21 protein-coding genes and 1 pseudogene are annotated in these 19,825 nt (G+C 66.3%); 6 read left to right on the forward strand and 16 right to left on the reverse strand.

Annotated features, from left to right (window positions below; all coding sequences use genetic code 11):
• Nucleotides 1–92: transposase (locus ASC45_RS15935; RefSeq protein ID WP_217265598.1), on the reverse strand; the 92-nt coding region annotated here is incomplete at its 3' end.
• A 142-nt stretch (nt 93–234) separates the two neighbouring features.
• Here ASC45_RS15935 and ASC45_RS08855 point away from each other — a divergent pair.
• Nucleotides 235–662 (forward strand): annotated as a pseudogene (locus ASC45_RS08855) (PIN domain-containing protein).
• A gap of 53 nt (nt 663–715) precedes the next feature.
• Here the strand turns inward: ASC45_RS08855 and ASC45_RS08860 are convergent.
• Nucleotides 716–1,831: a YbdK family carboxylate-amine ligase gene (locus ASC45_RS08860; RefSeq protein WP_055450686.1), complete on the reverse strand. Its 1,116-nt coding sequence runs from the start codon at nt 1,829–1,831 to the stop codon at nt 716–718.
• Nucleotides 1,828–3,060: a cation:proton antiporter gene (locus tag ASC45_RS08865; protein WP_055450687.1), complete on the reverse strand. Its 1,233-nt coding sequence runs from the start codon at nt 3,058–3,060 to the stop codon at nt 1,828–1,830. Before ASC45_RS08865 ends, ASC45_RS08860 begins: the two co-directional genes overlap by 4 nt.
• A 219-nt stretch (nt 3,061–3,279) precedes the next feature.
• Here ASC45_RS08865 and ASC45_RS08870 point away from each other — a divergent pair, with 219 nt between their 5' ends.
• The 3 genes from ASC45_RS08870 to dnaE are packed head-to-tail and all read left to right on the forward strand — an operon-like array spanning nt 3,280 to nt 7,467.
• The gene (locus tag ASC45_RS08870) at nt 3,280–3,582 is read left to right on the forward strand and encodes a type II toxin-antitoxin system HigB family toxin (RefSeq protein WP_055450688.1); all 303 of its coding nucleotides are present in this window, start codon (nt 3,280–3,282) and stop codon (nt 3,580–3,582) included.
• 18 nt (nt 3,583–3,600) lie between these two features.
• Nucleotides 3,601–3,972, forward strand: a complete 372-nt coding sequence (locus tag ASC45_RS08875) for a helix-turn-helix domain-containing protein (protein WP_055450689.1) — start codon at nt 3,601–3,603, stop codon at nt 3,970–3,972.
• 54 nt (nt 3,973–4,026) lie between these two features.
• Nucleotides 4,027–7,467 (forward strand): DNA polymerase III subunit alpha, encoded by a 3,441-nt coding sequence (gene dnaE / locus ASC45_RS08880; RefSeq protein ID WP_055450690.1) that lies wholly within the window; start codon nt 4,027–4,029, stop codon nt 7,465–7,467.
• Here dnaE and tolA read toward each other — a convergent pair whose 3' ends face one another.
• The 13 genes from tolA to nrdR all read right to left on the reverse strand — a co-directional run bounded on the left by tolA (nt 7,468) and on the right by nrdR (nt 17,730).
• Nucleotides 7,468–8,457 (reverse strand): cell envelope integrity protein TolA, encoded by a 990-nt coding sequence (tolA, locus tag ASC45_RS08885; RefSeq protein ID WP_055450691.1) that lies wholly within the window; start codon nt 8,455–8,457, stop codon nt 7,468–7,470. It abuts the gene before it with no gap.
• 10 nt (nt 8,458–8,467) lie between these two features.
• The gene (locus ASC45_RS08890) at nt 8,468–8,935 is read right to left on the reverse strand and encodes a biopolymer transporter ExbD (protein WP_055450692.1); all 468 of its coding nucleotides are present in this window, start codon (nt 8,933–8,935) and stop codon (nt 8,468–8,470) included.
• A gap of 2 nt (nt 8,936–8,937) precedes the next feature.
• Nucleotides 8,938–9,690, reverse strand: a complete 753-nt coding sequence (gene tolQ / locus ASC45_RS08895) for a protein TolQ (protein WP_055450693.1) — start codon at nt 9,688–9,690, stop codon at nt 8,938–8,940.
• Between the two features lie 155 nt (nt 9,691–9,845).
• On the reverse strand, nt 9,846–10,301 hold the full coding sequence (ybgC, locus tag ASC45_RS08900) for a tol-pal system-associated acyl-CoA thioesterase (RefSeq protein WP_055450694.1): 456 nt from the start codon (nt 10,299–10,301) through the stop codon (nt 9,846–9,848).
• Nucleotides 10,302–10,359: 58 nt separating this feature from the next.
• Nucleotides 10,360–11,541 carry a pyridoxal phosphate-dependent aminotransferase gene (locus ASC45_RS08905; protein ID WP_055450695.1) on the reverse strand — a complete coding sequence of 394 codons (1,182 nt, stop codon included), beginning with the start codon at nt 11,539–11,541 and terminating at the stop codon, nt 10,360–10,362.
• 19 nt (nt 11,542–11,560) lie between these two features.
• Nucleotides 11,561–12,175 (reverse strand): transcription antitermination factor NusB, encoded by a 615-nt coding sequence (gene nusB, locus ASC45_RS08910; RefSeq protein ID WP_055450696.1) that lies wholly within the window; start codon nt 12,173–12,175, stop codon nt 11,561–11,563.
• Nucleotides 12,172–12,654: a 6,7-dimethyl-8-ribityllumazine synthase gene (ribH, locus tag ASC45_RS08915; protein ID WP_055450697.1), complete on the reverse strand. Its 483-nt coding sequence runs from the start codon at nt 12,652–12,654 to the stop codon at nt 12,172–12,174. Before ribH ends, nusB begins: the two co-directional genes overlap by 4 nt.
• Nucleotides 12,655–12,735: 81 nt before the next feature.
• Nucleotides 12,736–13,869, reverse strand: coding sequence for a bifunctional 3,4-dihydroxy-2-butanone-4-phosphate synthase/GTP cyclohydrolase II (ribBA, locus tag ASC45_RS08920; protein ID WP_141655765.1), 1,134 nt, complete (start codon nt 13,867–13,869; stop codon nt 12,736–12,738).
• Nucleotides 13,870–13,943: 74 nt separating this feature from the next.
• Nucleotides 13,944–14,525 carry a peptide ABC transporter permease gene (locus ASC45_RS08925; protein ID WP_055450699.1) on the reverse strand — a complete coding sequence of 194 codons (582 nt, stop codon included), beginning with the start codon at nt 14,523–14,525 and terminating at the stop codon, nt 13,944–13,946.
• A gap of 85 nt (nt 14,526–14,610) precedes the next feature.
• Nucleotides 14,611–15,435: a class II glutamine amidotransferase gene (locus tag ASC45_RS08930; RefSeq protein ID WP_055450700.1), complete on the reverse strand. Its 825-nt coding sequence runs from the start codon at nt 15,433–15,435 to the stop codon at nt 14,611–14,613.
• Nucleotides 15,428–16,060, reverse strand: coding sequence for a riboflavin synthase (locus ASC45_RS08935; RefSeq protein WP_055450701.1), 633 nt, complete (start codon nt 16,058–16,060; stop codon nt 15,428–15,430). Before ASC45_RS08935 ends, ASC45_RS08930 begins: the two co-directional genes overlap by 8 nt.
• A gap of 6 nt (nt 16,061–16,066) precedes the next feature.
• Nucleotides 16,067–17,242, reverse strand: coding sequence for a bifunctional diaminohydroxyphosphoribosylaminopyrimidine deaminase/5-amino-6-(5-phosphoribosylamino)uracil reductase RibD (gene ribD, locus ASC45_RS08940; protein WP_072243025.1), 1,176 nt, complete (start codon nt 17,240–17,242; stop codon nt 16,067–16,069).
• Nucleotides 17,239–17,730: a transcriptional regulator NrdR gene (nrdR, locus tag ASC45_RS08945; protein WP_055450702.1), complete on the reverse strand. Its 492-nt coding sequence runs from the start codon at nt 17,728–17,730 to the stop codon at nt 17,239–17,241. The genes ribD and nrdR overlap by 4 nt, the downstream gene beginning before the upstream one ends.
• Nucleotides 17,731–17,803: 73 nt before the next feature.
• Between nrdR and purN the strand changes: the two genes are divergently transcribed.
• Together purN and ASC45_RS08955 are read left to right on the forward strand one after the other, a co-directional pair.
• A complete protein-coding gene (purN, locus tag ASC45_RS08950) occupies nt 17,804–18,427 on the forward strand; it encodes a phosphoribosylglycinamide formyltransferase (RefSeq protein WP_055450703.1) in 624 nt (207 codons plus the stop codon).
• A gap of 9 nt (nt 18,428–18,436) precedes the next feature.
• Nucleotides 18,437–19,750 carry an RsmB/NOP family class I SAM-dependent RNA methyltransferase gene (locus ASC45_RS08955; protein ID WP_055450704.1) on the forward strand — a complete coding sequence of 438 codons (1,314 nt, stop codon included), beginning with the start codon at nt 18,437–18,439 and terminating at the stop codon, nt 19,748–19,750.
• Nucleotides 19,751–19,825 lie beyond the last annotated feature (75 nt).

The raw sequence follows: 19,825 nt of genomic DNA on the forward strand, positions 1-19,825 counted from the left end.
CCGTTGCGGCACAGCTCCTTGATCGGCATGCCGACCTCGGCCTGCTTGAGGAAGCCGATGATTTGTTCTTCGGTGAATCTGCTCTTCTTCATGTCCGTCATTCTCCAACTGGTTGACGGACTTCACTAACTTCAGGCTGGTACGGCTGGCGGGGAGCAGGTCAATGCCACATGACGCCGATATTGAGTTTGAGGCGCCGCGCGTCATCATCAAACCACGGCCCGCCGATTTGTCATGATGTTCGTTCTCGACACCAATGTGGTGTCTGAACTGCGTAAGGTGCGGCATGGAAAAGCCGATGCGAATGTGACCGCTTGGTCGCAAAGTGTGGATGCAGCCGCCCTTTTTTGTCCGCCATCACCATCATGGAGCTGGAGCTTGGCGTTCTGTCGATTGAGCGTAGGGACGTAGCCCAAGGGGCCATGCTGCGCATGTGGCTTGAGCAGCAGGTCTTGCCCGAGTTCTCCGCGCGTACCTTGCCTGTCGATACCGCCGTGGCTCAGCGTTGCGCCCGGCTTCATGTGCCCGACAGGCGCGGTGAGCGCAATGCGCTGATCGCGGCAACCGCCTTGGTGCATGGCATGACGATGGTCACTCGCAACGTTGCGGATTTCAAGTTCTCGGGTGTGCCGCTCGTCAATCCGTGGAAGTTCTCACCGTGACGGTTGTGCAAGAGGGACGACTCGGCGGGTGAGTGACAGAGGTTCTGGTCGCTTCAGTCCATCCACCGCCCCGCCTGCTGCCGCACCACCTCGGGAAGGTGGTGCTCGCGGACAAACACCTTGCGGATCCATTCGGCATCGTTGCCGCGGACGCTCACATCCGCCAGTAACTCGCGCAGGGCGACATCTGATTTGCAGTCCGCCGCGTGGCCTTCCAGCCGGACGAGAGTGCGGATGAGGTCTTCGCGCAGGGTGCGGTGTTCGCGGGTCGCGGGGTCGACGAAGGTGCCGTCGAAGCCGAAGCGGCAGGCCTGAAAGCGGTTGAAGGTGTAGACGAGGTAGTCGTCTTCCTGCGGTTCGAAGGGTCGCTCGCGCTGAATGTAGGCGCCCAGGGTCTGGATGTAGGCGGCAATGCGCGCGGCCTTGGTGATGGTGAGCGGGGTGTCCATCACGCGCACTTCAATGGTGCCGTATTCGGGCTTGGGGCGGATGTCCCAATAGAAGTCTTTCATGCTCTTGACCACGCCGGTGGCGGTCATTTTGTCGAAGTAGCGCTCGAAGTCCTCCCAGCTCAGGGCGAAGGGCGCCCGGCCCGAGAGCGGGAAGGCGAACACCGAGTTCAGCCGCGCGGAGTGAAACCCGGTGTCCTCGCCCTGCACATAGGGCGACGAGGCCGAAAGGGCGATGAAGTGCGGAATGAAGCGGGAGATGCAGTGCAGGGTGTAGAGCGCGGTGTCGGCGTCGGGGCAGCCCAGGTGCACATGCTGGCCGAACACGGTGAACTGCTTGCTCAGGTAGCCGTACAGCTCGGAGAGCTGGAGAAAGCGCGGTTTGTCGAAAATGCGCTGCTGCGCCCAGTGCTGGAACGGGTGGGTGCCGCCGCCGGCCAGGCCGACGTCGAGCTTGTTGGCGGCTTCCACCAGGGCGCCCTGAATTTCGGTGAGCTGGGCCAGGGCGTCGTCATAGCCGGTGCAGATGCCGGTGGCGAGCTCGATCATGCTTTCGGTCATTTCCGGGGTGACCACGCCGGGCAGCTTGCGGCCTTGCAGCAGGCGCAGCAGGTCGGGCGCGCAGGGCATGAGGTCGTAGTTGTGGCGGTTGACGATCTGCAGCTCCAGCTCGACGCCGATGCTCAGCGCCCCCGACTTGGTGAACGGCCCCAGACTCATGCTGCACCTCCACTCGCACGGCTGGCCGGGCTTGGCGCGATGTCGCCGCTGTAGCCCAGCGCCCAGCGGGTGAGCAGCGGGGCGAGCAGTTCCAGAAAGGCAATGGCGCTGAACGCCACGGCCAGCATGGGGTGCAGCACCGCTCCGGCCGAGCTGCCGAGAAAGCTCAGCGCCAGCACGAAGCTCACGCCCGAGGCCGGGTTGAGCGACAGGCCCAGCGCAACAGACTGCCGCCAGCTCGCTCCGCTGACGCGGCTGAACGCCAGCGCCCCAGCCAGCTTGGCCACCAGTCGCACCACGATGACCAACGCTGCCGCCAAGCCGCCGGCCAGCAGAATGCGGGCGTTGAGGCTAAGGCCCAGAATGAGGAACATCAGCACCATGAGCACCCCACCCGCCGTACCGAAGTGCCTAGGCCACAGCCGCGGGCGCGGGCTGCGCCAGCGCAGCAGGGCGCCGCCCAGCAGCGGCGTGAGCAGGGCCGACCAGTTGAGCATGCGGGTGAGCGACAGGGTGAGCACGATGAGGCCGACGAGCATCAGCGCGCCACCTTCGTCGCGAAAGTCGAAATGCCGCTCCACCCAGTTCACCGCCCAGGCCAGCAGCGCCGCCGCCAGCACCGAGCCGCCGAGCAGGTACAGCAGATGCAGCGCCGAGGCGGCCGCGCCCTGCGGGCCGTCGGCGTCCATCATGCCCAGCAGCAGGCTGCAGACCAGCAGCGCGTAAAAGGTATTGAGGGCCGAGAGCAGCAGCAGGCGCTCGGTCACCTGGCCGCGGGCGTTGAACTCGCTGCTGATGCGTAGCACCACGGCGGGCGATGTTGCGACGAGCAGCGCGGCGACGATGGCCGCCTGCATCGCGGCAAAGCCCAGCAGCGCGAGGGTGATCCAGACGGCCGCGAAGCCCAGCGCCGATTCGAGCAGGCTCATGCCCAGCAGGGCAGGGTTGGCGCGCAGCCAGCGCAGATTCACCCTGTGGCCGATTTCGAACAGCAGCACGGCCAAGGCCGTGTCGACGATGGCGCGGGCACTGTTTTGCAGGTCGTACACATTCAGCCCCGCGCCGCCAGCGGCCAGGATCATCCCTGCCGCCGCATAGCCCACCAGCCTCGGCCACCTGAGAAAGCGAAACACCGATTCCCCGGTCAGCGTGGCCAGCACCAGCGCGGCACCGACCCAGAACACCCCGTCGGGGTGCAGGGGCCATGCGGGCAGGTAGCTTTCGATCATCGTGCGGGGTCTCCGGTATGTGGCATAGACGGTCGTCGCCGCCTTGGCTGACACCATAGCAGAGAGAAAAGTTGCAGGAATGATGGGCGGAAAAGAACGAAAATGAAGACAATAAAAGTTGAAATCACGCGGGTCGAAGCGTCATGCCTTTTCCCAATCGCACCTGAGCGGGGCGGATGTCACTTGCCTTAGTCCCATTTTGGGACTAGGCTTCGATCCATGCGAGTGATTGAGGTGTCCACCCTTCGAGCCTTCTGGGAGCGCCATCCCGACGCCGAGCAGCCGCTGAAGGCTTGGTATGAGGAGGCCACAAGTGCGATCTGGACCCAGCCCGCTGACATCAAGGCGAAGTACTGCAGCGCCAGCGTGCAGAAGAGCCGTCGCGTGGTCTTCAACATCAAAGGCAATGACTATCGGCTGATCGTGGCCATTGCGTACAAGTTGCAGATCGTCTGCGTGGAGTTCGTCGGCACCCACAAGGAGTACGACGCCGTCGACGCAGAAACCATCGATGCGGCCTGACCGGCCACGGAAGAAATCATGGACATCCGCCCCATCCACACCGAAGCAGACTACAAGGCCACGCTCAAAGAGATTTCGGCCTTGATGGAATCTGATCCTGATCTGGGCACGCCAGAGGGGGATCGCCTGGATATCCTGACCACACTGGTGCAAGCCTACGAAGCCAAGCACGTGCCCATCACCGCGCCCGATCCGGTGGAAGCCATCAAATTCCGCATGGATCAGAGCGGGCTGTCCGTCAAAGACCTTGAGCCGATCATCGGCAAAAGCAACCGCGTCTACGAAGTCCTGAGCCGCAAGCGCCCGCTGACATTGGCCATGATCCGGCGATTGCACAAGAGCCTGGGCATCCCGGCCGAAGTGTTGATTGCGGAGACGGGCGCCGGGTGATCAGCGAGCCCTGGGCTGGCCTCTACGGTGAACAGCGTTGCCTAAAATGCCCCGATGCCCTACGTCCACCTCCGCACCCATACCGAGTACTCTATCGTCGACGGCGCCTTGCGCGTGGACGATATGGTGCCTGCGGCTGCCCGTGACGGGCAGGGGGCCCTGGCGATCACCGATTTCAACAACCTGTTCGCCGCGGTGCGGTTCTACAAGGCCGCGCTGGACGCCGGGGTCAAGCCGATCATCGGTTGCGACGTGCTGCTGGGCAGCGCCCGCCACGCGGGGCAGTTCACCCGGCTGTTGCTGCTGGTGCAGAACCGAAAGGGTTATCTCAACCTCTGCGACCTGCTCAGCCAGGCGTGGCTGCACAACCAGCAGCGCGGCCGCGCCGTGGTGCAGTGGGAGTGGCTGGAAGGCGGCCTGGCCGAGGGCCTGCTCGCCCTCTCGGGCGCGCATGAAGGTGCCATTGGCCAGGCGCTGCTGCAGGGCGACACCGCCACCGCGCACGACCTGGCCCGGCAGCACGCAGCCGTGTTCGACGGCCGTTTCTACATCGAGTTGCAGCGCAGCGGCCATGCCGCCTGCGAGCCGCATGTGCAGGCGGCTGTGCCCCTGGCGGCCGAACTGGGCCTGCCCGTCGTGGCCACGCACCCGGTGGAGTTTCTCAAGGCCGACGACTTCGATGCCCACGAGGCGCGAGTGTGCATTGCCGAGGGCGAGACCCTGGGCAACCCGCGCCGCCAGCGCAAGTTCACCGATCAGCAGTATTTCAAGTCGCAGGCCGAGATGGAGGCGCTGTTCAATGACGTGCCCTCGGCGCTGGCCAACACCGTGGCCATTGCCCAGCGCTGCAATCTGGTGCTCGATCTGGGCAAGCCGCAGTTGCCGCTTTTTCCCACGCCCGAGGGCATGACACCGGCCGAATTCTTCCGCCAGCAGGCGCAGGAGGGGCTGGAGCAGCGGCTGGCCGTGCTCTACCCCGATGCCGCCCGCCGCGACGCCGCCCGTCCGCGCTACCAAGAGCGGCTGGAGTACGAGCTGGGCATCATCGCCAAGATGGGCTTCGAGGGTTACTTCCTCATCGTGGCGGACTTCATCAACTGGGCGAAGAACCACGGTTGCCCGGTCGGGCCGGGGCGGGGCTCGGGCGCGGGCTCGCTGGTGGCATACAGCCTGCGCATCACCGACCTCGATCCGCTGGAATACGCCCTGCTGTTCGAGCGCTTTCTCAACCCCGAGCGGGTGTCGATGCCCGACTTCGACATCGACTTTTGCCAGGAGAACCGCGACCGCGTCATCGACTATGTGAAGGAGAAGTACGGCGTCGAGGCTGTGTCGCAGATCGCCACCTTCGGCACCATGGCCGCGCGCGCGGCGGTGCGCGATGTGGGCCGCGTGCTCGATCTGAGCTACACCTTCTGCGATGGCATCGCCAAGCTCATTCCGGCCAAGCCGGGCCAGCACATCACGATTGCTGACGCGCTCAAGCAGGAGCCCATGCTGGCGCAGCGCTACGAGGAGGAAGAGGAGGTCAGGCAATTGCTCGACCTCGCCCAGCAGCTCGAAGGGCTGCCGCGCAACATCGGCATGCACGCAGGCGGCGTGCTCATCGCGCCGGGCAAGCTCACCGACTTCTGCCCGCTGTACGCCCAGCCGGGCAGCACCGACGCCGTGTCGCAGTATGACAAGGACGATGTCGAAGCCGCAGGGCTGGTGAAGTTCGACTTTCTGGGCCTGGCCACGCTGACCATTCTCGAACTCGGCGCCGAGCTGATCCGCCGCAACCACCCCGACCGGGCGGACTTCAAGCTCGAAGACATCCCGCTGGACGACGCCAAGAGCTACAAGCTCATGGCCAAGGGCGACACCGTGGCCGTGTTCCAGCTCGAATCGCGCGGCATGCAGGGCATGTTGCGCGACGCGCGGCCCGACCGCTTCGAGGACATCATCGCCCTGGTGGCGCTGTACCGCCCCGGCCCAATGGACCTCATTCCCACCTACTGCGCCCGCAAGGCCGGCAAGGAGGACGTGGTCTATCCCGACCCGCGCATGGCGCCGGTGCTGGAAGAAACCTACGGCATCATGGTCTACCAGGAGCAAGTGATGCAGGTGGCCCAGGTCATCGGCGGCTACTCGCTCGGCGGTGCCGACCTGCTGCGCCGCGCCATGGGCAAGAAAAAGCCCGAAGAAATGGCCAAGCACCGCGGCATCTTCGCCGAAGGCGCGGCCAAGAACGGCATCAAGCCGGAGAAGGCCAACGAAATCTTCGACCTGATGGAGAAGTTCGCGGGCTACGGCTTCAACAAATCGCACGCCGCCGCCTACGCGCTGCTCGCGGTGCAGACGGCGTGGATGAAGGCGCACTACCCCGCCGAATTCCTCGCCGCCAACATGAGCATCGCCCTCGACGACACCGACAAGCTCAAGGTGCTGGTGGAAGATGCGCAGGCGCGCGGCATCGCCGTGCTGCCGCCCGATGTGAACGCCTCGCAGTGGCGCTTCGACCCGGTGGACAGCAAGACCATCCGTTACGCGCTGGGGGCCATCAAAGGCAACGGCCAGGCCGCCGTGGAAGCCATGATCGCGGCCCGTCAGGAGCGGCCCTTCAGCTCGCTGTTCGACTTTGCCGAACGGGTGGATCGCACCCGCCTCAACAAACGCGTTCTCGAAGCCCTGGCCAAGGCCGGCGCCTTTGATACCCTGCACCCGGAGCGCGCTGCCGTGCTGGCCGCGGTGGAAACGGCCATGGATTACGCCGCGCAACGCGAGGCCGCCCGGCAGCAGGCGGGGCTCTTCGACCTGTTCGCCGCCGACGCCGAAGGTGACGGCCACAACCCGGCGCACGAGCCGCTGCTGCCCGAGGTCGAGCCCTGGGATCTGCGCACCAAGCTCTCGAATGAGAAAACCGCCATCGGCTACTACCTCAGCGGCCACCTGTTCGACGCCAGCGCCGAGGAAGTGCGGCGCTTCGCCCCGACCGCGCTGATGGATCTGGTGGATTCGCGTGACCCGGTGCTCATCGCCGGCATCGCCGCCGGGGTGCGTCTGGTGCAGTCGCAGCGCGGGCGCATCGCCATCCTCACGCTGGAAGATCGCTCCGGCGCGATGGAGATCGTCATCGGCGAGGGCCTGCTCGACACCGTGCGCGACCGCCTGCGCGACGACGCCCTGCTGGTGCTGCGCGGCAAGGCGCAGACCGATCGCTTCAACGGCGGGCTGCGTTTCAACGCCGATGCGGTGTGGACGCTGGAAGAAGCCCGCGCGCGCCTGGGCAAGAGCATCCGTCTCAAGCTCAACGGCAGCAGCTCGGCGGAACCACTGGTGGGACTCGTCCGCCAGCACGTCTGCGAGGAAGGGTTGCCGCTGCTGCTCGACATCGAGCGTGCGGGGGCGCAAGTGCGCCTGAGCGTGGCGGGTTACCGCCTGCCGACCACCGACCCGGTGCTCAGCGCGCTGGCCCAGCTTTCAAAGGACGGCCGGGCGGAGATCGATTACTAATCAGCCCGGATCACGCGGCCCGGCCTTGATCAGCATGGGGGTCCAGATCCTGCCGTTGCTGTCGGGCGGGAAGTGGTGGACGCGTTCGATGGCGCGCAGCACCGCCTGATCCCAGCTCGCCACGCCGCTGGAGCGCTCGATCTTGGCCGTGAGCACGGTGCCGTCCGGCGCGAGGTTGACCAGCACGGTTACGCGGGGATCGCCGGTGATCTGGTTGATTTCAGGGTAGGTCACGTTCTCCCGCACCAGGCCGGCGATGCGCGCCGCATAGGTGCCCGACGGCCCCGAAGTCTGCGCCGCCGTGCCCGTGCTGGTGGCCGCGCCGGTGCCCGCCTGCTTCATCAACTGCTTCATGTAATCGTCGCGCGACGAGGCGGCCAGCTGAGCCTGCTGCTGCTCGAGCTTCTTATGCTTCAACGCTTCTAGCCGCTTCTGCTCAGCGAGCTTTTGCTGTTGTTCGAGTTTTTCCTGGCGCAGCTTGTCCTGTTGTTCCTGCTTCTCTTGCGCCAGGCGTTGTTTCTCTTCCTGTTGCTTCTTCTGCTCGGCCTGGCGCTGCTTTTCCTCGGCGAGTTTCTTCTGTTCCTTTTCCAGCTTCTTCTCAAGCAGGGCCTGCTGCTGCGCCTGCTGTTTCTTCAGCGCGGCCTCGCGTTGCTGCTTCAGGACGATGTCGGCCTGCTGATCCTGGGGCTGTGGCTTGGGTGTGGCGACCGGCTGGGGCGGTGGTGGTGCCGGGGTGGGCTGCGGCTGCGGTTGGGGCGCCTTGCGCTCCATCGGCGCGGTGGGGCGCGGAGCGGCGCGCTGCACCGTGGGGGACCACAGTTCGGCCTCCACCGCTTCGGGCGGATGGCTCTTCCAGTGCACGCCGAAGGCGATGAGGGCGATGAGCAGCAAGTGGAACAGCGCGGCCAGGCCGAAGGCGCGCAACGTGCCCCGCTCGTGCGGTGGCCGCAACGCCGTGGGTTCAGTCGAAGGAAACCGTGCCGTGCTCATGCCCGATGCTTCAGGAAGGATTGGACTGCACAGCCAGGCCGACGCGTTCCACGCCATGTTGCTTGAGCAGGTTGAGCGCGCGCATCACGGCGTCGTACTTCACGTCCTTGTCGGCTGCGATCAGCACCGGCATGGCGTCGAGGCTGAGACCGGCCTGCGACGCCAGTTGCTGCACGGTCTGCGGCAGGTCCTTGAGACTGACCGGTTGCGGGCTGGCCTGCGACGCCTTGTTCTTGGGATCGCGCAGCGAAACCTGAAGGGTGTCGTCCTTCTGGATGGTGACCTGCACCAGGGTGCTGGGCGCCTGAGGCGCGTTGCCCACGGTCGGCAGCTTGACCATGGTGGGCGTGATGAGCGGCGCCGTGACCATGAAGATGATCAGCAGCACCAGCATGACGTCGATATACGGCACGACATTGATGTCGGCCAGCGCGCGGCGCGAGCGATGCCCGCGACTGCTGGATTGGAGGGCGGGCATGATCAGCGGCCTCCGCCGAAGCCCGTCGCCGGTCCGGCACGTCCTGCAGCCGCGGCGGCAGCAGTCTGCGCGGCGGCCGGGTGGGGGGCGCTTTGGCGCTGCAGGATGTTGGAGAACTCCTCGGTGAACGACTCAAAGCGATTGGCCAGGCGGTCGATGTCGCGCGCGAAGAAGTTGTAGGCGATCACCGCAGGAATGGCGGCGAACAGGCCGATGGCCGTGGCCACCAGCGCTTCGGCGATGCCGGGCGCCACGGTGGCGAGGGTGACCTGCTGCAGATTGGACAGGCCGACGAAGGCGTGCATGATGCCCCACACCGTGCCGAACAGGCCGACGTAGGGCGAGACCGAGCCGACCGAGGCCAGGAAGGACAGATTGGCTTCGAGCGCGTCCATCTCGCGCTGGAAGGCGGCGCGCATGGCGCGGCGGGCGCCATCCACCAGCGTGGAGCCGTCGAGCACATGGCGCTCGCGCAGCTTGAGGTATTCGCGCATGCCCGAGGCGAAAATGCGCTGCAGCGGGCTGCCGTGACGGCCGCTGCTCAGCGCCGATTGGTACAGATCGTTCAGCCCGGTGCCCGACCAGAATTCCTGCTCGAAGTCCTCCGATTTGATGCGCGCCGACTTGATGGCGAAATATTTGCGGAAGATGACCGTCCAGCTCGCCAGCGAGACGGAGAGCAGGAGAGCGAGCACCAGCTGCACCACGATGCTGGCGCCGAGCACCATGGACACGATGGAGAAGTTTTGATCCATAGGGAGGTCTGGCTGAGGGTTGTAAAAGGAAGCGGCGAGGAGCGACCAGGGCCGGATGCAACAGCCTGCATTACAACAAATCCCGCAACGGGCGAGGGTGACCCCAAGAAGACAGCGCCACGGGAGAAAGGTTCACGACGAAGCCGTGCGACGGCTCAGGATGCCGAAGCGCCCGCCGCCGCCCACTGCACGACGCGTTCGTGGACATCCTTGGGAATGCGGGAGGGCCGCAAGGCGGCTGCGCTCACGCAGCCTACGCGCACGGTGGCTACGCAAAGCAATTGGGCAGGAGTGCCCTGCGCGTCGCACCGCCAGGCCTGCTGCTCGACGGTGAGGCTGGCTGTGCCGATCTCGCTCACCCGCAGCTGGATCTGCAGGACATCGTCGAGCTTCGCGGGGGCGGCGTAGCGCAGGTTCACCTCGGCCACGACGCAGACCAGTCCGGCCTGCGCCGCCAGTTCGGACTGCGCAAGCCCGAGGCTGCGTAGCCATTCCGTGCGCGCGCGCTCGAAGAACTTGAGATAGTTGGCGTAATAGACGATGCCGCCGGCATCGGTGTCTTCCCAGTACACCCGCACGGGCCAATGGAAAACGGTCGTGTCCGCGCTCAATGGACAACCCTCCGCGCTGCGCGCCGCGGGATGAGCGCTTGGGAACGGCCCGGCGCGCTCATGCCGCCTTGCGCTCCAGATAACCCCGCAGCCGGTCCAGAGCTTCCTGCAGGTTGGCCAGGCTGTTGGCGTAGCTCAGGCGGAAGTAGCGCTGCGGCTCGGCGGTGCCGAAGTCTTTGCCGGGCACGAGCACCACGCCGGTGTCGCGCATGACGTCGAAGCAGAAGTCCCAGCTGTCGGCGCTGTAGGCTGAGCAGTCGGCATAGACATAGAAGGCGCCATCGGGCCGCACCGGCACGCGCAGGCCCAGCGCTTCGAGGCCGGGCACGATGAGGTCGCGCCTGCGCTTGAATTCAGCGCGGCGGCGTTCGTACTCGGCTAGGGCGTCGGGCTCGAAGCAGGCCAGCGCCGCGTGCTGGGCGACGCTGCTGGCGCAGATGAACAGGTTGCCGGCCATGCGCTCCAGCGGGGCGACGAGTGCGGGTGGCACGACCAGCCAGCCCAGCCGCCAGCCGGTCATCTGGAAGTATTTGGAGAAGCTGTTGATGGTGATGACGTCGTCGCCCAAGGCCAGCGCGGTCTGGCCGAAGCCGCTATCAAAGCTCAGGCCGAGGTAAATCTCATCGATCAGGCTGACACCACCTCTGGCACGCACCGTGTCGACGATGCGGCGCAACTCGTCTGGCGCGATGGAGGTGCCGGTGGGGTTGGAGGGCGAGGCCAGCAGCACGCCTGCGGTCTGCGCAGTCCACGCGGCCTCGACTTCGTCGGCGGTGAGCTGAAAGCGCTGCGCTGCGGGCGCTGGCAGCATGCGCGCCCGTGCCCCGGCGGTGGCGACGAAGGTCTTGTTGCACGGGTAGCTCGGATCGGGCATGAGCACCTCGTCGCCCGGATCGAACAGCAGCAGGCTGGCGAGGGTGAGGGCGCCGGAAGCTCCGGCAGTGACGAAGATGCGCGAGGGATCGATGCTTACGCCATGCGCCCGGACGTAGTGCTGCGCGATGCGTTCGCGCAGCGCGGGCAGGCCGGGGGCCAGGGTGTAGCCGGTGCGGCCGTCGCGCAGCGCGCGGGTGGCGGCTTCGATGACGGGCTCGGGCGCGGTGAAATCGGGTTCGCCCACGCTGAGGTGAATCATGCGCTTGCCCTGTGTTTCCCAGGCGGCCTGTTGCTCGGCAGCGGCGCGCACCACGTCCATGACGTAGAACGGCTCGATGGACTGGTTGCGTTGGGCTAAGCGCATGGTGTTCGTTCGCGGAAGATCAGTCTTTGCGCGGCGTGCGTGGGCTGGCACTGGCGCGCCGAGGGGAGGAAGCTGCCGCGCGCCCTTTCGAGGTTATGGGAGCCTTGGCCTTGCGGCTCACGGGCACGTTCGCGTAGGGGTTGGGCGGGGGGCTGTCATCGGCGGCACGCGGCTCCTGCGGGTGCGACTGGTTGGCGGCCTCGACTTCGGTCTTGCGCACAACGGCCGCAATACGGTCGAGCACGCCGTTGACGTATTTGTAGCCGTCGGTGCCGCCGTACACCTTGCCGAGCTCGACGGCTTCGTTGATGACCACGCGATAGGGCACGTTGGGGTGGCGCTGCAGTTCGAAGGTGCCCATCAGCAGCAGGGCGTGCTCCACCGGGGACAGCTCGCTGGTCTGGCGGTCGATGTGCGGCTGGATCAGTGCATCGAGCGCACCGGCGTCGGCCAGCGCGCCGTGCAGCAGCGACTGAAAGTGCTCGTCGTCGAGCTTGATGGTGGGGTAGCGCTCATGCAGGAAGGCTTCGATGGCGCCCGCGTCGCTACCAGCGATCAGCCATTCGTAAATGCCTTGGAATGCGAGTTCGCGCGATTTGCGCCGCGCGCTCTTGGGGGCGGTGGATGCGCTCATGCGTCTTCTTCGTTGTCGCTGATCTCGATGAACAGATTGGCCATTTCCACCGCGACGCGGGCGCATTCGGCGCCTTTGTCGATGCGGGCTTCGGCCTGCGCTTCGTTTTCCACGGTGAGCACACCGTTGGCCACCGGGATGTTGTAGTCGAGCGCCACCTGACCGATGCCGGCAGCGCTGGTGTTGCACACGACTTCGAAGTGGTAGGTGTCGCCCCGAATCACGCAGCCGATGGCGATAAGCGCGTCGAAAGCCTCGCTCTCGGCCAGGGCCTGCAGCATCAGCGGCAGCTCCAGCGCGCCGGGGACGGTGTAGAGGCCGATGTCGTCTTCGCTCACGCCCAGGCGCTCGAGTTCGTCGAGGCAGGACTGGGTGAGCCGATCGGTCAGCGCGGTGTTGAAGCGCGCCTGCACCACGGCGATGCGCAGATCACGGCCGTCGAGTTGTTCGGAAAGAATGCGGTTCTGGACGTTTTGCATGGCGTGGGCGGAACGGTGAAAAGGGCAGTGAAGGACGGCGCGCCGACAAGCCGCGCGAGCCGTTCGTTTGAAGGCGACAGCTTACGCGCTGGGCGTGTCGCTGCAGCGGGTTGGCGGCGCGGGCTCGAAACCCATGATTTCGAGGCCGTAGCCCACCATGCTGGGCATTTTGCGCGCCTGCCCGAGCAGCCGCATCTGCCGCACCCCGAGATCACGCAGGATCTGGGCGCCGATGCCGTAGTCGCGCAGCGCGGTGACGCCCGACTTGGGCGGCATGGCCACAGGCTGCATCAGACGCTGGAACTGAGCCTGCAACTGCGCGGCCGATTCGCCGCAATTGAGCAACACCGCCGCTCCGCTGCCTTCGCGCACGATGCGGGCGAGGGCCTGCGGCAGATTCCAGGAATGGCGCTGGCATTCGGTGTCGAGCAGGTCGAGCACCGACAGCGGCTCATGTACCCGCACCAGCGGCGCAGCCTGGCTCGCCAGATCGCCATGAACCAGCGCCAGATGCAGGCCGTGGCCGGCGCGATCGGTGTAGGCCACGCAGCGCATGGCGCCGAACGGCGTCTGCATCGGTTGCTCGCCCAGGCGCTGCACCAGCGATTCGGTGCGGCTGCGGTATTCGATGAGATCGGCGATGGCGCCGATTTTCAGATGGTGCTGCGCGGCAAATCGTTCGAGGTCGGGCAGCCGCGCCATGCTGCCGTCGGCGTTCATCACCTCGCAGATGACCGCGGCGGGTTCCAGGCCGGCCAGGGCGGCGAGGTCGCAGCCGGCCTCGGTGTGGCCGGCGCGCATGAGCACGCCGCCTTCGGCGGCCATCAGCGGGAAGATGTGGCCTGGCTGCACGATGTCGCTGGCCCGGGCGTTGCGTGCCACCGCGGCCTGCACGGTGCGCGCGCGGTCGGCTGCCGAAATGCCCGTGGTCACGCCTTCGGCCGCTTCGATGGACGCGGTGAAGGCGGTGCCGTGGGACGAGCCGTTGTGCTCGACCATGTGCTTGAGGCCGAGCTGCGCGCAGCGCTGGGCGGTCAGCGTGAGGCAGATCAGGCCGCGCGCATGCGTGGCCATGAAATTGATCGCCTGCGGCGTGATGTGCTCGGCGGCGATGACCAGATCGCCTTCGTTTTCGCGGTCTTCCTCATCGACCAGGATGACCATGCGCCCGGCCTTGAGCTCGGCAATGATGTCGGGAACGGGAGACAAAGGCATGATGGGCGAACGCTGCGGAAAGCCAGTGATTCTAAAAGCGCCGCACGGGTCGCGCTCGGCGCCAGCCGGTGCCATCAGAACTCGTAGCGCCCGAAGAAAAACGCGACGTTGCCGTTGTTGAGCTTGTTGTTCACCTTGGGGATGAAGGTGCCGTAGATCGAAAGCTTGCCGAATCGCACTGAGGCGATGGGCAGGGCGATGGGGAAGGGGATGTTGTTGAAAATATCGGCCCGAGAAGTGACGGCCAGGGTGTAGCCTAGACCGAATCCCACCGGGGAGTCGTTGAAATACATCCACTGGTGGGCGTAGCCGACCACCGGCTCGGCATTCCAGTGCGAGTCGGAAAAGATCATGGCGTAGACCATGTCTTCATTGCCGTCGGCATCGGTGAGATGGCGGCCCCAGCCTATGCCCCAGGCGTGCTTGTTGAGGGTGGCGCGCTTGGCCGCGGTGTAGGTGCCGGGGTCGTGCCAGGTGTAGCCGCTGAAGTACAGATCATCCTTGCCGGTCTTGGTGGTGGTGACGGCGGCATTCCAGGTGGACTGGGCCCAGTCGCCGATGTCACCCAGCCCCATGGCCCAGCTCAGGCGCGGCATCAACGTCAACCCGACGAGGGCGATTGAGGGCAACAGGCTGGATCGGATGAGGGGTTTCATGCGTGCAATGGGCGGCGTGGGTCGGGCAGACTTTATCAGTCTGCCGTGCCGAGCCTGTGTCCGTTTGCAACGCAGGGCGGGAAGCTCAGACTTGAGTCGGGGTGTCCAGACGGGCGAGCAGTCGCCCCTGCTGAATCACGAGCAGGGTGTTTTCGGGCAGCGGCTCCCAGTCCTCCGGCGTGAGGGGCACGCTGGCGAGCAGCACCGCGGGCGCGGGCTTGTCGTCGCGGCCCTGGACATGCAGCCCCAAGGCGCGCATCTGATGGTCGCTGGCGGCCTCGCGCACGAGCATGTGCAGGCCCGGAACCCAGTCGTTGCCCGGATGGCTGCGCCGCCGATGGGCGTGCGCGAACAGCAGATCGCCGTCGGTGAACAGAAAATTGGCCGGGCCGATGGCGCGCAGGCGCGCGGCGAAATCGGCGACCACGTCGATGCGGCGTTTCAGGTCGCCGCTTTCACCGGCGGCATCGAGCGCCAGCAGCGACTGCATGAGAACGTAGAACGCATGCTCGGAATCGGTCTGGCCCATGGGCCGGTGCGCCGCACGCGCCAGGGGCAGGGCGCGTTCGACATCGGGCAGATCGCCGTTGTGGGCGAAGATGTGGCGCCGTCCGAACAGCTCGCGCGCGAAAGGCTGCGTGTTGGCAAGCGCCACCGGCCCGCGCGAGGCGCGACGAATGTGCGCGATCACCAGCGGGCTGTGAAAGTCGTGCTTTTCGAGCACCGGCACGAAGGCGCTGGTCAGCGAGGGCTGAGCCTCGCGCAGCACATGCGCGTCGACACCTTCGTAGTACGCCGCGCCCCAGCCGTCGGGGTTGGCCGCGTGCGGGCCGCCGTGGCGCGCAAATTCGCGAAAGGCGATGCGAATGCGCGCGGGCACGCGGCTGGAGTAGGCAAACAGCTCACACATGTTGCGTTTCCTCCTTGGCGCCGAGCATGCGCTCGACATAGCGGGCGATGAGGTCGATTTCGAGGTTGACCTCGCTGCCCTGATGCAGCCGATGCAGATTGGTGTGTTGCAGGGTATGGGGAATGAGGTTGATGCTGACGCGGCAAAGCCCTGGCAGGTCTTCGACGCGGTTGACCGTGAGGCTGACGCCGTTGACCACGATGGAGCCCTTGTAAGCGAAGAATTTGCCCAAGGCGGCCGGCGCATCCACCTCCAGCAGCCAGGATTCGCCGATCGGCTCGAACCGCGCCACCCGGCCGACGCCGTCCACATGGCCGGTCACCAGATGGCCGCCGAGCTTGGTGGCGAGCGAGACCGACTGTTCCAGGTTGACCAGCTCGTCCGGCTGGTCGAGCCCCGTGGTGCGCGCCAGGCTCTCGGCCGAGATGTCGAAAGCGAAGGCGTCGGGCGCGAGCTCGACCACGGTCATGCAGGCGCCGCTGACGGCGATGCTCTCGCCGAGCTGCACGCCCAGCAGCCAGGCAGGATCGACCTGCAGGCGCACGCGCTTGCCGTGGCTGGCCTGGGAACCGAGGGGAACGACGCTGGCGATGCGGCCAACGGTGGTGACGAGTCCGGTGAACATGGCGGTTTAGAAAGAAGCCGAGGGAAAACGGGCGAGGATGCGCAGATCGTCGCCGACGGGATCGACCGCATGCCATCGCAGCCTCAAACCCTCGGATAGCGACAGGTAGGGCCCCAGCGCCGCCAATCCCGCACCCTCGCCCAGCAACTGAGGCGCAAGATACAGCAGCAGCTCGTCCACCACCCCCGCGCGCAGCATCGAGCCGTTGAGCTTTTCGCCGGCCTCGCAGTGCAGCTCGTTGATGCCGCGTTGGCCGAGCACCTGCATCAGCGCCCGCAGATCGTTCTTGCCCGGCTTGTCGGGGTCTGCGGGCAGGGCGATGGCCTGCAGGTCGAGCTTCGGCGTGGCCGCATGGCGTAGCGCGTCAAGCCTCGGCGCGGCCAGTTCTGGCGGCACGGCGTGGACGATCCACAGCGGCGATTCGGCGCTTTGCAGCAGGCGGGCGGTGGGCGGACATTCAAGACGGCTGTCGATGACGATGCGGATGGGCTGTCGCGGCGTTTGCACCGCCCGCACATTCAGCTGAGGGTCGTCGGCGCGCACCGTGCCCAGGCCGGTGAGCACGGCGCAGGCCCGGGCGCGCCAATGATGGCCGTCGGCGCGCGCGGCTTCGCCGGTGATCCACTGGCTGACGCCGTTCGGCAGGGCGGTGACACCGTCCAGCGACGCGGCCACCTTCAACCTCACCCACGGCGTGCCGCGCACCATGCGGGAGACAAACCCCAGGTTGATCTCGCGCGCCTCATCGGCGAACAGGCCGACATCGACCGCTATGCCGGCGTCGCGAAGGCGCTGCAATCCCTGCCCGGCCACCTGGGGGTTGGGGTCGACCATTGCAGCGACCACGCGGGCCACCCCCTGCGTCACCAGCAGATCGGCGCAGGGGGGCGTGCGGCCATGATGCGAGCAGGGCTCCAGGGTGACGTAGGCCGTGGCGCGCTGCACATCGTGGCCGCGCTCCCAGGCCTGTTTGACGGCCTGGACTTCGGCATGATCCTGTCCCGCCGCCTGCGTGGCGCCTTCGCCCAGCACCTGGCCGTCGCGCACCAGCACGCAGCCCACACGTGGATTGGGGCTGGTGCGGTACATCGCCCCGCGCGCCAGATCGAGCGCCCGCCGCATGTGGCGCTGATCCTGCGCGTCGAAGCTGCCTTGGGACGGCGAAGGGTTGCTGGCGTTCATGCCGAAGGTTTGCCGCGCCGGGGTTTGGCGGCGGGTGATGCGGGCTGCACCTCCTGCAGCACGTCGAGAAACTGGCCCAGGTCCTTGAAGCTGTGATAGACCGAGGCAAAGCGCACATAGGCGATGCTGTCGAGCGCGCGCAGTTCTTCCATGACCCAGTTGCCGATCTGGGCTGCGGGCAGTTCCCGGGCGCCGCTTTGCAAAAGTTGCTGCTCGACATGGCCGATGGCCGTGTCCACCGCGTCGGCGCTGACCGGCCGCTTGCGCAGCGCCAGCAGGAACGAGGCGCGCAGTTTGTCGCGGTCGTAATCGGTTCGCCGCCCGTCCTTTTTCACCACGACCGGAAAGCTGACTTCGGCACGCTCATAAGTGGTGAAGCGCTTGTCGCAATGGCCGCAGCGTCGCCGTCGGCGCAGGGCGGTGCCGTCCTCCACTTCGCGGGTTTCAATCACCTGCGTGTCGTCGCTCTGGCAAAAAGGGCATCTCATGGCGTGCTCGAAATAAACCCGTGATTATTCATCTCGGCGGAACGGGCCGTCCCCGCGGCTACACTGCGCGCCGATGAAAAATCTGGTTCTCCTCATTTCCGGGCGCGGCAGCAATCTGCAGTCCATTCTTCAGGCTCAGCGCGAGCAGGGCTGGGAAGTCGATGTGCGCGGTGTGATCAGCAACCGGGCCGACGCTGCGGGGCTTGAGGTTGCGCGTGCTTTCGGCGTGCCCACCCAAGTGATTGCGCACAACGATTTTGCCAGCCGTGAGGCTTTCGATCAGGCCCTGGCCGAGGCGATCGAGGCGCTGCAGCCCGATGTCATCGCGCTGTGCGGTTTCATGCGCGTGCTCGGGGCTTCCTTCGTCGAGCGCTTTGCGGGGTGTCTGGTCAATATCCACCCGTCTCTGCTGCCCGCCTTTTCCGGCCTGCACACCCATGCCCGTGCGCTGCAAGAGGGCGTGAAATGGCACGGCGCCACCGTGCATCTGGTGAGCAGTGCGCTCGACCACGGGCCGATCCTGGCGCAGGCCGCCGTGCCCGTTCTGGATGGCGACACCCTCGAGACGCTGGCCGCGCGCGTGCTGCTCGAGGAGCACCGCATCTATCCCCCTGTGGTGCGCGCCCTGCTCGAAGGCCGGGTGCAGATCGACGGCCTGCGTACCCGCATCCTGCCTGCCACTGAATCTCCTTCCTGAAAGTGCGCCATGAAACCGCGTGACCTGCTTTACATCGCGCGCGACGTGCTGCGCGACATGCTGCGTTTCGACGCTGCCGCCGATGCCGTGTTGTCGCGCTGGTTCCGCGCCAAGCCGCAACTGGGCAAGACCGATCGCCAGATCCTGGCCGACACGGTGTATCAGGTGTTGCGGCATCTGCGTCTGTTTCAGACCCTTGCCGCCGCGGACGACGGCATCGGCGGGCCCATGGAGGTGCGGCTGGCCATTCTGGGATGGTCGGGCAACGCGCCATCGCTGCACGCCGCGCTCACGCCGGAGCAACTGGAGTGGCGCAAGCGGGTGCTTGCCCAGGACGCAATGGCGCTGCCCGAGGCTGTGCGCTGGAGTCTGCCGGAATGGCTCGCCACGGCCTTGCAGGCCCACTATGGCGCGGAATACTCGGCGCTGGCGCAGTCGTTGTTGCGTCCGGCCCCGCTGGACTTGCGGGTGAATGTGCAGAAGACGCGGCGCGAAGCCGTGCTCGATGTGTTTGCCCGCCTCGATCTGCCCGCGCGCGCCACGCCCTATTCGCCCTGGGGCATCCGACTGGAGGGCAAGCCCGCCCTGCAGGATCTCACCGTATTCCGCGAAGGCTGGGTGGAGGTGCAGGACGAAGGCAGCCAGTTGCTGCCCTTGCTGCTGGCGCCGCGCCGCGGCGAGATGGTGGTCGATTTCTGCGCCGGGGCCGGTGGCAAGACCCTGGCCCTCGGTGCCATGATGCGCGGCACCGGTCGCCTCTACGCCTTCGATGTGGCCGACTACCGGCTGGCCAAGCTCAAGCCTCGTCTGCAGCGAAGTGGGCTGTCCAATGTGTACCCAGTGGCCATTGCCCACGAACGCGACGAGCGGGTCAAGAGGCTGGCTGGCAAGGTCGATCGTGTCCTGGTGGACGCGCCGTGTTCCGGTCTGGGAACCCTGCGGCGCAACCCTGACATGAAATGGCGTCAGAAGCCCGAGGATGTGGCTGAATTGACGACAAAACAAACCAATATCCTGCAGGCGGCCGCCACGCTGCTGAAGCCGGGCGGCCGTCTTGTGTACGCCACCTGCAGCATCCTGCCGGAAGAGAACGGCGCGATCGTCGATGCCTTTCTGGCGTCGCACCCCGAGTTCGAGCGGGTTCCGGCCGACTCGGTGCTGCGCCAGCAGGGCGTGGAAGGCGATGATCTGGTGACGCAGGGCGATCTGCAACTGTTGCCGAACCGCCACGCGACCGATGGCTTTTATGCCGCGGTGCTGCAAAGACGCGCCCCGTCGGCCCGCCCGGCGGACGTGGCTTCCGACGTCGCGATTGCGAACTGACAAGCGCTTCGCGTTTGCCCTGTGCGCGTGGGGCACGACCCGTCCGATAATGCATGCAACTTCTGCCGCGGGCAG

Origin of the sequence: Thiomonas bhubaneswarensis (genome assembly GCF_001418255.1) — a bacterium.
Classification (GTDB): domain Bacteria; phylum Pseudomonadota; class Gammaproteobacteria; order Burkholderiales; family Burkholderiaceae_C; genus Thiomonas; species Thiomonas bhubaneswarensis.